Below are 11,779 nucleotides of genomic sequence, written 5' to 3'. Positions count from 1 at the left end.
TAAAGTATATAACATGATGGATTACAATTAATAACGCCAAAAATGTAAATTGTTGTGCCTTGGTAGAGCTATTTAACTTAAAGCTTTGAAACTCATAATTCACGCCAAAAACGAACCTCATAATCGAGGGCCTTAAATAGGCTATGGTAACGGAGGCCGCAGTATTTAAAGCTAAGGTGTCCGAGAAAATATCGATTAAAAGTCCAAGAAAAAAACAGACCGTGAATAAAGGTTGTTCTATTTCTCTTTATAGGATACCAATACAGGAACAACACATAGACCATTGGATTAATGTAGCCGAAGAAATTCAGTCTATTAAAGACAAGAACCTGCACCAAAATCAAAAGTACAAACCTTAATACATTTATGAAAAAGGAGTTATTAATCATTTGTTTCCGTTTCTTCCTGTAGTTCCAAAATTTCCTTCCTATTTAGGTTTTTTATGATGTAAACATTGTTAATGTTGGTCATGTCGTTAAAAAGCGAAACATCTATATGGTAAAAGCTTTTGGATTTGTCCAAATCAAATTTCTTTATTATCCCAATAGGAACGTTCTCAGGAAAAATGCTGCTCATAGCTCCGGTAACTATGGTATCTCCTATAGTAAGTTGTACCAGTCTCGGGAATATCTACCAATTGAACAGTATTATAATCCTTGGAATCCCATATTAACGAACCAAAATGATTTGAGTTTTTTATTTTGGCATTTATGTTGGACTTTTCGTTAAGTATACTTTGAACGGTAGAAAATCCGTACGAGGTATTTTCAACAATACCAAGTATGCCTTTGGAAGTGATTACCCCCATATCTTGTTCTACACTGTCTTTTCTTCCTTTATTGATAGTAATGTAGTTGCGCTGGTCAGAGTAACTGTTCTTTATCACCCTTCCACGGACAACCAAATAATTACTTTCCAAAGAATCCAATGGTTGTATGCTGTTGGCTTTTTTATTGTACAGTTGGTATCGTAACCTTTGGTTCTCCCGCAGCAGTTTTTCGTTTTCTTCCCTTAAACCAAAATAGGAAGTTGTATTGTCAAAAAACGAGTAAATGGTACCTGAAAAATAATTGGCGGAGTTGAGGAACCTAGATTGATGGTATGAATGGGATTGAAAAGTGAAAATTAAGGAAATGAAGAGCAACAAAAGGTATAACAGGAATATCTTATACCGTATCAGAAAATTTATAATCTGTTGCATTCACTTCTAAATTTTCATTTTAGGAATTGATATGAGAAGTTACTTGATTAGAATGCTCTTATATCTTTCCAAGTTTTTCAAGGCAATACCGGTACCGCGAACAACGGCTCTCAAAGGATCTTCGGCAATATAGACGGGCAAATCTGTCTTTTGTGAAAGTCTCCTGTCCAATCCACGTAACATGGATCCACCGCCGGCTAAATAAATCCCGGTATTATAAATATCAGCAGCCAGTTCAGGTGGTGTTTGCGATAGGGTTTCCATGACCGCATCCTCAACCCTTAAGATAGATTTGTCAAGGGCTTTTGCAATTTCCCGATAGGAAATTTGAACCTGTTTTGGTTTTCCCGTTAAAAGATCCCTTCCTTGAACGGATTTTTCTTCCGGTGGAGATTGCAAGTCTTCGGTCGCAGAACCAATTTCAATCTTTATGGCTTCTGCCGTGCTTTCACCTACATAAAGGTTGTGCTGTGTACGCATATAGTAGATGATATCGTTGGTAAAAACATCACCTGCAATCTTAACCGATTTATCGCATACTATACCCCCCAAGGCTATTACTGCAATCTCGGTGGTTCCACCACCTATATCAACAATCATGTTTCCCTTTGGCTGCATAATGTCCAAGCCAATACCAATTGCAGCTGCCATGGGTTCATGTATCAAGTAAACTTCCTTACCGTTCACCCTTTCTGCAGATTCCTTAACCGCACGCATTTCCACTTCCGTAATACCCGATGGAATACAGATGACCATTCTCAAAGCAGGTGGGAACCATTTCTTCTTAAGTGCTGGAATGTTCTTTATAAACATGTTGATCATCTTTTCAGATGCATCAAAATCCGCAATTACACCATCCTTTAAAGGTCTAATGGTTTTTATATTTTCATGGGTTTTTCCTTGCATCATGTTGGCCTCTTTACCAACGGCAATGATTTTTCCACTTACTCTATCCCTTGCTACGATAGAAGGACTGTCTACCACGACTTTATCCATGTGGATGATTAAGGTGTTAGCCGTACCTAAATCAATGGCTATTTCCTCGGTCAAGAAGTCAAAAAATCCCATATAATAATGTTTGGTTATGGATTAGGGGGTGCAATATATCGACAAAAGTAGTAAAATTAATGCTTAAAATGACGTGTACCGGTCATCACCATTGAAATTCCATTTTCATTGCAATAATCTATACTTAACTGGTCTTTTATCGACCCTCCGGGTTGTATCACACTTGTTATTCCAGCTTTATCAGCAATCTCCACACAATCCGGAAATGGGAAGAAGGCATCACTGGCCATAACGGCGCCCTTTAATTCAAAATTGAAGGAGTTTGCCTTATGAATCGCTTGGTTTAAAGCATCGACCCTCGATGTCCGGCCGGTTCCACTCGCGCAAAGCTGTTTGTTCTTGGCCAACACAATGGTGTTCGATTTGGTATGCTTGCATATTTTGGAAGCAAAAAGTAAATCCTCTAACTCCTGCTCACTGGGCTTAGTATTGGTCGCATGGCTCAAGTCTGCAGAAGTATCTGTCTTATGGTCTTTTTCCTGAAGTAATATTCCATTGAGGCATGTTCTTACTTGCATTTCTCGGCATTTCCACTTCGTTTTGAACTAAAATGATACGGTTCTTTTTTCCTTTTAGGATCTCTAAAGCATCCTCTGAATAACTTGGGGCAATGACCACTTCGCAAAACAATTGATGAATTTCCTCTGCGGTGTCCTTATCGATTTCCTTGTTACTGATTAAAACACCTCCAAAAGCCGAGACTGGGTCGCCCGCCAAGGCATCTACATAAGCTTGGTGAAGCGTATCTCGTTGGGCCAACCCACATGCGTTATTGTGTTTTAGTATAGCGAAGGTAGGCGCCTCATTCTTAAACTCTAACATTAAATTTACAGCGGCGTCTACATCCAACAAATTGTTGTAAGAAAGTTCCTTGCCGTGTAGTTGGGAAAACATGGCATCAAAATCGCCAAAGAAAAATCCTTTTTGATGCGGGTTTTCCCCATAACGCAACACCTTTCCATTGGTCTCACTCACTTTTAGAGCCGCAATGTCGTGGTTCTGATTGAAATAATTAAAAATGGCCGAGTCGTAATGGGAAGAAATATTGAATGATTTGGCGGCAAATTTCTTTCGTTCTTCCAAAGTAGTAGTCCCGTTGTTTTTAGAAATAATATCCAAAAATTCCGCATAGTCATCCATGGAAGAAACACATATGACGTCTTTGTAATTTTTGGCAGCGGCCCTAATCAATGAAATACCTCCAATGTCGATTTTTTCAATGATGTCCTGTTCAGAAGCACCACTGGCCACCGTTTTTTCAAAAGGGTACAAATCAACGATGACAATATCCAATTGGGGAATATCAAATTCTTCCAACTGGGCCACATCGTTTTCGTTATCCTGTCTATTTAGGATTCCTCCAAAAACTTTTGGATGAAGAGTTTTGACCCTACCCCCTAAAATGGAAGGGTAACTTGTAACGTCTTCTACAGGGATAACTTCTATACCTAAATCCTTAATGAATTTCTCCGTTCCTCCTGTGGAATATATGGTAATACCTAATTCTTGAAATTTTTTAACGATGGGTTCCGAGACCATCTTTGTGGAATACGGAAATTAAGGCCGAGGAGGCTTTTTTTGAGCTGCTCATTATAGGATACTTATGGTTTCTATTAAGGCAACAAAAGTACTTTTTTTAGAAGTAAAACAAGGTTGAGTTTATCAACAAAAACAGGAAAGTTTTAAAGAATTTTGGCAACCTCCAAATTCACGAATTCCAAAAACCGTTCATCTTCTTCTGTGAACGGATCCAAAGTATTGGAATCTATATCTATTTGTCCAATGTTTTCACCATTAACGAAGAGAGGCACTACGATTTCAGATTTCACGGTAATGCTGCAGGCGATGTAGTTATCCTGTGCCTTCACATCCGGTACTACAAAGTTTTTATTGCTAACCGCAACCTGTCCACAAATACCCTTGCCAAAAGGGATAATCGCGTGATCCGTTGGGGCACCGGCATATGGCCCTAACTTTAATTCCTCTTTTTCACCGTTCTTAAAATAAAAACCTACCCAGTCGTAATGGTCTATCTTCTTTTTTAGTAATTCACAGACCTCTAGAAGTTTTGAATCTGTATCTTTTGTCGATTCTAGAATTGAAATAATTTCGGATTGTAAAGAAGTAAACATATACGAGTTTATTTGAGGTGTAAAATTGGGGTTAAACAATTAAAAATGCAATGGTTTGACTTTAAAATTTCAAGGTTGCCTAATTGATTATAAAATTCTTAAAAACAGATACTTATAAGTTGTGTTCATATAGTGCAGCTGTATTTTAGTTAATATTTTCATAACAAAAATATCAAGGATCAAAAACTGGAATACTTTAGCTCAAATTTCTAATAATTAGATACCAAATGGCACAAGCAAAATCAGCTGGTAAAACAGCTGGGAAACCTTCACCGGCAAAAGCTGGTAAAAAGGCTGCTCCAAAAGCTGCTCCTAGAAAGAAGTAGTCATGTTCGGACCTATGGGATAGGCCTTACTTTTGGAAAAAGAAACCACCTTCTGTAAAGAAAGAAGGTGGTTTTTTTATGATTAAAAAAAACCGCTCTTATATAAGAGCGGTTTTCATATGGTTGCAATAAATTGCTTTTATTCAATGAATTACATCATTCCTGGCATTCCGCCGCCGCCCATTGGTGGGCCTGCAGGTGCATCTTCCTTAATGTCGGTCAAAGCACACTCCGTAGTCAAAATCATTCCGAGAAACCGAAGCTGCATTTTCCAATGCTACTCTTGTCACTTTCTTAGGGTCTATGATACCAGCTTTCATCATCTCAACAAATTTGTCTGACTTTGCATCATAACCGTAATCACCTTTTCCTTCCAAGATTTTAGCTACTACTACAGAGCCTTCACCACCGGCATTTTCAACGATGGTTCTTAGCGGAGACTCGATAGCTCGGCAACGATTTGAAGACCTGTAGCTTCGTCTTCGTTTTCAGTGCTTACTTTTGACAGTACCGATTTAGCTCTTACCAGGGCAACACCACCACCGGCTACAATACCTTCTTCCACGGCAGCTCCGGTAGCGTGTAATGCATCATCTACACGGTCTTTCTTTTCTTTCATCTCTACTTCAGAAGCAGCTCCAACATAAAGAACTGCGACACCACCGGCCAATTTAGCCAAACGCTCTTGTAGCTTTTCTTTGTCGTAATCAGAAGTGGTGGTTTCAATTTGAGATTTTATTTGATTAACCCTTGCCTTGATATCCTTGGCAACACCCCCACCATTTACGATAGTCGTATTATCTTTATCTATTTGTACTTTTTCACAAGTACCTAGCATATCAATGGTTGCATTGTCCAAAGAGAATCCTCTTTCTTCAGATATTACCGTACCTTTTGTAAGGATTGCGATATCTTCTAACATTGCTTTTCTTCTATCTCCAAAACCTGGAGCTTTAACAGCGGCAATTTTTAAGGAACCTCTTAATTTGTTCACGACCAAAGTTGCCAATGCTTCACCATCCACATCTTCTGCGATAATCAATAAAGGCTTACCTGATTGTGCCACTGGCTCCAATACAGGAAGTAAATCCTTCATGGAGGAGATTTTCTTGTCAAATAACAAGATATATGGATTGTCCAATTCAGTAACCATTTTTTCCGAATCGGTTACGAAGTATGGAGATAGGTATCCTCTGTCAAATTGCATACCTTCTACAACATCCACATACGTATCGGTTCCTTTAGCTTCCTCAACCGTAATGACCCCTTCTTTACCAACTTTACCAAAAGCCTGTGCAATTAAATCCCCGATAGCATCATCGTTGTTTGCCGATATAGAGGCAACTTGCTTTATCTTTTCGGAAGAGTCACCCACTTTTTTGGCTTGTTTGGACAAGTTTTCAACGATAGCCTCAACCGCTTTGTCAATACCTCTTTTTAGGTCCATTGGGTTCGCACCCGCAGCTACGTTTTTAAGGCCTTCTTTTACGATTGCCTGTGCAAGAACGGTTGCAGTAGTGGTACCATCACCAGCCAAATCGTTGGTTTTGGAAGCTACTTCTTTAACCATCTGCGCTCCCATATTTTCTAGTGCGTTCTCAAGCTCAATTTCTTTTGCTACGGTAACACCGTCCTTGGTTACTTGTGGAGCACCAAAGGATTTACTGATAATTACGTTTCTACCTTTAGATCCCAAGGTTACTTTTACCGCATTTGCCAACGCATCAACACCTCTTTTGAGGCCATCTCTTGCATCAATGTCAAATTTTATGTCTTTTGCCATTTTATTTTTAGTTTAAGTCTTGCCAAGTTTTTGAAACTTTGGCCAATTTTATTTGTATTTAATTTGATTTTCTTGCTGGAGTAATCCGAGCTATGTTGTTAGATAATCGCTAAAATGTCACTTTCGCGCATCATTAGGTAGTCAGAACCATCCAACTTTAATTCTGTACCGGCATATTTTCCGTAAAGAACGGTATCACCAACCTTAACAGTAACTTTTTCGTCCTTGGTTCCAGGTCCTACGGCAACCACTTTACCCCTTTGAGGTTTTTCCTTAGCCGTATCTCGGAATGTAGATTCCGGATGCAGTTTTTGTTTCAGCTGCCATCGGCTCGATAAGAACTCTGTCCGCCAATGGTTTGATATTAACTTTAGCCATAATATTAAAATTTTAAATTGATTTTTTTAAGTTTCACACTTAAGAGGCAGAAATTATGCCATTACCTAAAAACTGACACATTGTAAAAACAAAAATGCCAGCTTGTCATTAAGCTGGCATTTTATATGGATTATTAGTGTCTTGACTACAAACTGTCGTTTGTTGGAGTATCGTTTGTGACAGGTGGAGTTACCTCCTCCGGCAAAGTTTCAGGTACCGTTGTCTCAATATCGTCACCTTGTAATAATTTAGAATCAGCATCGCCAAAATTTCCTTTTAAGGCAATATTCGAGGCCAATATCAATACGACCAAAAGCCCCGCCAATGTCCAGGTACTCTTGTCCAAAAAGTCACCGGTCTTCTTGACACCTCCTACAACTTGATTTCCTCCGCCACCGAAAGAAGATGATAACCCTCCGCCTTTAGGGTTTTGTACCATAATTACCAATACCAATAAAAAGCAAACAATAATGATCAGTATCAGAAATATTGAAAATGTACTCATTTTACCTACTTATTTTCTTGTTGAATTTTTTGCACCGATTTTATTCGGTCTGCAAAGAAACTACTTTTTTCCGGATATTTCAAACTTAAAATTTTGTAGGCTTGAATGGCTTTCTTGTACTTTTTTTGCTCCGGATAAACCCTTGCCAAAGTTTCCGTCATTAACTCATTTTTGTCAATTTTAATAGAGTCTTTTGGATCGAAGGAAGACTTAATATTTTCTTTCGGAACAATTTTGGGATTTTCTGCAATGAACTTATCTATACGGTCGAACTTTTGCTTTTTAAGAACAGCCTTTTTAGATGGCTCCTCATTTGTTGATTCCTTTTCCCGAGCTTTTTCAACCGTTTCCCCCTCATCGTTATCTTCTCGATCAATTTTTTTCTTGGAGGCAAGTTGAAGCCATTCTGCAAATGAATATTTTTCCTCTTTGTTAAAGTTGAGGGGCTTGCCTATATCCAGGGAGTTCACCTCTTTTTTGATTTCTTCGGAAGGTTCCTTGGTGGTAAAGATTTCACGGATCCAAAATATGTTCTGCGTCTTGGACATCTTGTGGAAGGGGCCTATCCTCGGATTCCTCGATCAACTGCTTTTCCTTTTCTGATATAACTGACGATTGAGGTTCTTCAGAATCTATGGATTCCAATACTTCGGAAGAGGACGGTAAATCATATTGAAGAAAATCCTTGGAGGTAATGAAATCAAAAAGAATGTCGCGGTCCGTAGTATAAGCGGCCGTGATTTTTAACGCCTTGTTATATTTATAGCTGTGCAGATTTTTTAGCCCTTTCAAATGGAGCGCTCGGGCCGCTTGAAAATATGGATATTCTTCAATGATATCCTCCAATTGCTTTGTCTGTAAAGGGTCTACAACTTTATTGGGATGTTCAAGGAAGTATGTAAAGTCCGTTATTGTCATAGGTTACCAATCTGCTAGGGATGCGTTAAAGATGTCTTGGGTGATACGTTCAAAAATGACCTCATGGGCTTCGTCCTTCACAGCGGACAGTTGCACGTTTGCTGGATAGTCATAAAAAAAGGAAAAGCTTTGGTCAAAATCCGCATCCGGATCTTTTCTATTATAGAACCTGGCTTTTACCCTTATCGATAATCGGTTTTGAGCAGCAGTTTGGCGTGCTGTGGCAGACATCGGTGAAATCCTATATTCGGTGATTTCACCCTCGTATAAAAGGTCTGCATTGCCGTTGTTCACCAGATCTAAACTGGTTTGATTCAATATTCTGTTTTGAAGGGCCTGGGTAAAATCCCTATCCATACCTGGTTCAAAGGTTGAACCTGGACTTTGGGTGGCATAATTTTGAAAGTAATTTACCTGAAAGGTTTCTGCATCTATGGGACCTGCACCGGTAAAATTATAAATGCCACAACCGTTTATGGTCACCATAAGGGCTATCAAATAGAATCCACTAATATACTTTCCTACTTTCAATGCTTTCTTTTTAATCCTATAAATCGTACTGTTTAATTTTCCGATACAGTGTGCGTTCTGATATTCCAAGTTCGGAAGCCGCTGCTTTTCTCTTTCCTCTATTTCTATCTAAGGACTTTTTAATCAATTCAATTTCCTTTTCCTGTAAAGATAGAGTTTCCTCTTCCTCAATCTCTTCAGCAAAATGATATTTGTCTTCTTGTGGTGCAGAGGCATAGGTGCGTTCTATCTTGGGTTCAGGTAGATGCAGCACTTCCATTGGGGAGATATCTTGTTCCTCAATTTCTTCCTCCTGTTTGTCACCGTATATCTTGCGAATGAGATTTTCATTTTCCTCCTGTACTTTCTGTGTATCGTTGTTTTTAAGGAGTTCCATGGTCAGCTTTTTAAGGTCGTTCAAATCCCCCTTCATATCAAACAGTACCTTATAAAGGATTTCCCTTTCATTACTGAAATCACTTTCTGATTTTTTATTGTTAACAACGGCAGGAAGGTTACTACCCACACTGTGAGGAAGGTAACTATTGAGTGTTGCGGCATCAATGGAGCGATTTTCTTCCAAGACAGATATTTGTTCCGCAATATTTCTTAACTGCCTAATATTACCGGGCCATCGGTACTTCAATAATAAGTCTACAGCGCTGTCCTCCAAACGAATCGTAGGCATTTTGTATTTCTGTCCAAAATCTGAAGCAAACTTTCTAAATAATAAATGGATGTCTTCTTGTCTTTCACGTAGCGGTGGAATGTTAATTTCTACAGTACTTAACCTGTAGTAAAGATCTTCCCTAAACTTTTCCTTCTTTATGGCGTCGAACATATTTACATTGGTCGCAGCCACTATTCTAACATTTGTCTTCTGTACTTGGGAAGAACCTACTTTCAAAAATTCGCCATTTTCCAAAACCCTTAGAAGTCTCACTTGAGTAGTTAGTGGAAGTTCACCAACTTCATCCAGGAAAATAGTACCTCCATCAGCCACTTCAAAATAACCACTTCTTGTTTGCGTAGCACCTGTAAAGGCACCTTTTTCATGGCCGAAAAGTTCACTGTCTATGGTTCCCTCCGGGATCGCGCCACAGTTTACCGCAATATAATTCGCATGTTTTCTATGAGATAGAGAATGTATGATTTTGGGTATGGACTCCTTACCGACACCACTTTCACCAGTAACCAAAACGGATATATCGGTAGGGGCAACTTGAATAGCCTTTTCAATGGCCCTGTTTAACTTAGGGTCTTGACCAATTATTTCAAATCGTTGTTTTATGCTTTGTATACTTTCCATTTACACTTCTGTATCTTCTTAATTATTAGTGGAATACCCTACGGCCTTACCCAATAGCGTTGCCGATGTACAATCCTGCATTTCCACCATGACAAAATCACCAATCTTGAATTCCTCTTTTGGGAAAACGGCTACGGTATTTTGGGAGGTTCTTCCCATCCAATGGGCATCGGATTTTTTGGAAGGCCCCTCTATCAATACTTCCTGTGTTTTCCCAAGATTGGCTTTAATACGTTCGTAGGAATGTTGTCTTTGCAAGTCGATAATTTCCGCTAACCTGCGTTTTTTTATTTCTTGTGGAACGTCATCTTCAAGTTTTCTTTCGGCCAATGTTCCCGGTCTTTCCGAATATGCGAACATGAAACCATAGTCGTATCTTACGTATTCCATTAAACTCAACGTATCTCGATGATCTTCCTCATTTTCAGTCGGAAATCCGGTAATCATATCCTGGGATATACCACAATCGGGAATAATCTTCCTAATATCATCTATAAGCTCAAAATATTCTTCCCTGGTGTGTAGGCGATTCATCGCTTTTAAGATTCTATTACTCCCACTTTGCACTGGCAAGTGTATGTAATTACATATATTATCAAACTTGGCCATGGTATGGATGACATCCAAGGTCATATCCTGTGGATTGGATGTGGAAAAGCGTATTCTCATTTTGGGTTGGGCGAGTGCAACTTTTTCCAGTAACTGGGCAAAGTTGACTGCCATGGCCTGTTCCATTTCGGAAGCCTTTCCAAAATCCTTTTTTAAACCACCACCGTACCATAGATAGCTATCCACATTTTGCCCTAATAGGGTCACTTCCTTGAATCCTTTATCCCAAAGGTCGTTTACCTCGTTTATTATGGATTGTGGGTCCCGGCTTCTTTCCCTTCCCCGGGTAAAGGGTACTACACAGAATGTGCACATATTGTCACAACCCCTAGTGATGGATACAAAAGCGGTAACTCCATTTGTATTTAACCTTACTGGGGCAACGTCCCCGTAGGTTTCGTCCTTTGAAAGTATCACGTTAACGGCGTTTCTGCCTTCATCAATTTCCTGAATGAGGTTTGGAAGGTCTTTATAAGCATCGGGCCCTACGACCATATCTACTATCTTTTCCTCTTCCAAGAACTGATGCTTCAACCTTTCTGCCATACACCCCAATACACCCACTTTGAGGTTTGGTCGTTCCTTTTTGATTGCATTGAACTTCTCCAAACGTTTGCGAACCGTTAGTTCGGCCTTCTCACGGATGGAGCAAGTATTCACCAGAATTAAATCGGCATTCTCTAATTGATCGGTCGTATTGAATCCTTCTTGCGCCGTAATAGAGGCCACTATCTCGCTATCGGAAAAATTCATCTGACAGCCATAACTTTCTATGTATAGATTCCTATTATTCTGAATTTTAGTAGGGGTTCTTAAAGCGGAACCTTGTTTACTCTCATCAATTATTTTCTCCATAAACTGCTTTAATTGCCATTGAATCTAGGGTGCGCAAAGATAACATTATATTCAAAAATATGACAAGATGACAGTTTTATTTAGCTTTATTTTATAGTTTATGAATTTCTGAAAACAAGTCTGTTGTCATGTGAGTTGATTAAAGTTGCTTGACTAAAATATTTCGTGAAACATAACGCAACTTG

The 11,779-nt window shown here is 39.1% G+C and carries 11 protein-coding genes and 3 pseudogenes; 1 reads left to right on the top strand and 13 read right to left on the bottom strand.

The window, feature by feature from the left end; genetic code table 11:
- The first annotated feature begins 143 nt into the window (after nt 1-143).
- Nucleotides 144-359, top strand: coding sequence for a hypothetical protein (locus NYZ99_RS22230; protein WP_338039073.1), 216 nt, complete (start codon nt 144-146; stop codon nt 357-359).
- Nucleotides 360-381: 22 nt separating this feature from the next.
- Here the strand turns inward: NYZ99_RS22230 and NYZ99_RS22225 are convergent, their stop codons facing one another.
- The 13 genes and pseudogenes from NYZ99_RS22225 to miaB all read right to left on the bottom strand — a co-directional run bounded on the left by NYZ99_RS22225 (nt 382) and on the right by miaB (nt 11,594).
- The gene (locus NYZ99_RS22225; RefSeq protein ID WP_338039072.1) at nt 382-576 is read right to left on the bottom strand and encodes a rod shape-determining protein MreC; all 195 of its coding nucleotides are present in this window, start codon (nt 574-576) and stop codon (nt 382-384) included.
- On the bottom strand, nt 557-1,201 hold the full coding sequence (gene mreC, locus NYZ99_RS16905) for a rod shape-determining protein MreC (protein WP_338039071.1): 645 nt from the start codon (nt 1,199-1,201) through the stop codon (nt 557-559). Before mreC ends, NYZ99_RS22225 begins: the two co-directional genes overlap by 20 nt.
- Before the next feature lie 39 nt (nt 1,202-1,240).
- Nucleotides 1,241-2,269 carry a rod shape-determining protein gene (locus NYZ99_RS16900; RefSeq protein ID WP_094997287.1) on the bottom strand — a complete coding sequence of 343 codons (1,029 nt, stop codon included), beginning with the start codon at nt 2,267-2,269 and terminating at the stop codon, nt 1,241-1,243.
- Nucleotides 2,270-2,325: 56 nt separating this feature from the next.
- Nucleotides 2,326-3,860: pseudogene (purH, locus tag NYZ99_RS16895) on the bottom strand (bifunctional phosphoribosylaminoimidazolecarboxamide formyltransferase/IMP cyclohydrolase).
- Nucleotides 3,861-3,951: 91 nt separating this feature from the next.
- Entirely contained in the window at nt 3,952-4,401 is a 450-nt protein-coding gene (locus NYZ99_RS16890; RefSeq protein WP_260572410.1) for a GAF domain-containing protein, read from the bottom strand.
- 477 nt (nt 4,402-4,878) lie between these two features.
- Nucleotides 4,879-6,510, bottom strand: a pseudogene (groL, locus tag NYZ99_RS16885) (chaperonin GroEL).
- A gap of 98 nt (nt 6,511-6,608) precedes the next feature.
- Nucleotides 6,609-6,888 (bottom strand): annotated as a pseudogene (locus NYZ99_RS16880) (co-chaperone GroES).
- A gap of 145 nt (nt 6,889-7,033) precedes the next feature.
- Nucleotides 7,034-7,393, bottom strand: coding sequence for a preprotein translocase subunit SecG (secG, locus tag NYZ99_RS16875; protein WP_260572409.1), 360 nt, complete (start codon nt 7,391-7,393; stop codon nt 7,034-7,036).
- Nucleotides 7,394-7,398: 5 nt separating this feature from the next.
- Nucleotides 7,399-7,941, bottom strand: a complete 543-nt coding sequence (locus NYZ99_RS22220) for a hypothetical protein (RefSeq protein WP_338039070.1) — start codon at nt 7,939-7,941, stop codon at nt 7,399-7,401.
- Complete coding sequence (locus NYZ99_RS22215; RefSeq protein ID WP_338039069.1) at nt 7,907-8,311, bottom strand: hypothetical protein; 405 nt, start codon at nt 8,309-8,311, stop codon at nt 7,907-7,909. Before NYZ99_RS22215 ends, NYZ99_RS22220 begins: the two co-directional genes overlap by 35 nt.
- 3 nt (nt 8,312-8,314) lie before the next feature.
- Complete coding sequence (locus NYZ99_RS16865; RefSeq protein ID WP_260575263.1) at nt 8,315-8,797, bottom strand: LptE family protein; 483 nt, start codon at nt 8,795-8,797, stop codon at nt 8,315-8,317.
- A 61-nt stretch (nt 8,798-8,858) separates the two neighbouring features.
- Nucleotides 8,859-10,130 carry a sigma-54 interaction domain-containing protein gene (locus NYZ99_RS16860; RefSeq protein WP_260572408.1) on the bottom strand — a complete coding sequence of 424 codons (1,272 nt, stop codon included), beginning with the start codon at nt 10,128-10,130 and terminating at the stop codon, nt 8,859-8,861.
- Between the two features lie 18 nt (nt 10,131-10,148).
- On the bottom strand, nt 10,149-11,594 hold the full coding sequence (miaB, locus tag NYZ99_RS16855) for a tRNA (N6-isopentenyl adenosine(37)-C2)-methylthiotransferase MiaB (RefSeq protein ID WP_260572407.1): 1,446 nt from the start codon (nt 11,592-11,594) through the stop codon (nt 10,149-10,151).
- Between the last annotated feature and the right edge of the window lie 185 nt (nt 11,595-11,779).

Origin of the sequence: Maribacter litopenaei, assembly GCF_025244665.1 — a bacterium.
Classification (GTDB): domain Bacteria; phylum Bacteroidota; class Bacteroidia; order Flavobacteriales; family Flavobacteriaceae; genus Maribacter; species Maribacter litopenaei.
The sequence above is the reverse complement of the archived record's forward strand: the minus strand, read 5'-3'. Positions and strand labels throughout refer to the sequence as shown.

What these genes read in the sequence shown, in the direction of transcription:
- NYZ99_RS22230 (WP_338039073.1), top strand. Translation starts at nt 144, where the DNA reads ATGGTAACGGAGGCCGCAGTATTTAAAGCTAAGGTGTCCGAGAAAATA.
- NYZ99_RS16860 (WP_260572408.1), bottom strand. Translation starts at nt 10,130, where the DNA reads ATGGAAAGTATACAAAGCATAAAACAACGATTTGAAATAATTGGTCAA.
- NYZ99_RS22215 (WP_338039069.1), bottom strand. Translation starts at nt 8,311, where the DNA reads ATGACAATAACGGACTTTACATACTTCCTTGAACATCCCAATAAAGTT.
- NYZ99_RS16900 (WP_094997287.1), bottom strand. Translation starts at nt 2,269, where the DNA reads ATGGGATTTTTTGACTTCTTGACCGAGGAAATAGCCATTGATTTAGGT.
- mreC (WP_338039071.1), bottom strand. Translation starts at nt 1,201, where the DNA reads ATGCAACAGATTATAAATTTTCTGATACGGTATAAGATATTCCTGTTA.
- secG (WP_260572409.1), bottom strand. Translation starts at nt 7,393, where the DNA reads ATGAGTACATTTTCAATATTTCTGATACTGATCATTATTGTTTGCTTT.
- NYZ99_RS22220 (WP_338039070.1), bottom strand. Translation starts at nt 7,941, where the DNA reads ATGTCCAAGACGCAGAACATATTTTGGATCCGTGAAATCTTTACCACC.
- NYZ99_RS16865 (WP_260575263.1), bottom strand. Translation starts at nt 8,797, where the DNA reads ATGGTGACCATAAACGGTTGTGGCATTTATAATTTTACCGGTGCAGGT.
- miaB (WP_260572407.1), bottom strand. Translation starts at nt 11,594, where the DNA reads ATGGAGAAAATAATTGATGAGAGTAAACAAGGTTCCGCTTTAAGAACC.
- NYZ99_RS16890 (WP_260572410.1), bottom strand. Translation starts at nt 4,401, where the DNA reads ATGTTTACTTCTTTACAATCCGAAATTATTTCAATTCTAGAATCGACA.
- NYZ99_RS22225 (WP_338039072.1), bottom strand. Translation starts at nt 576, where the DNA reads ATGAGCAGCATTTTTCCTGAGAACGTTCCTATTGGGATAATAAAGAAA.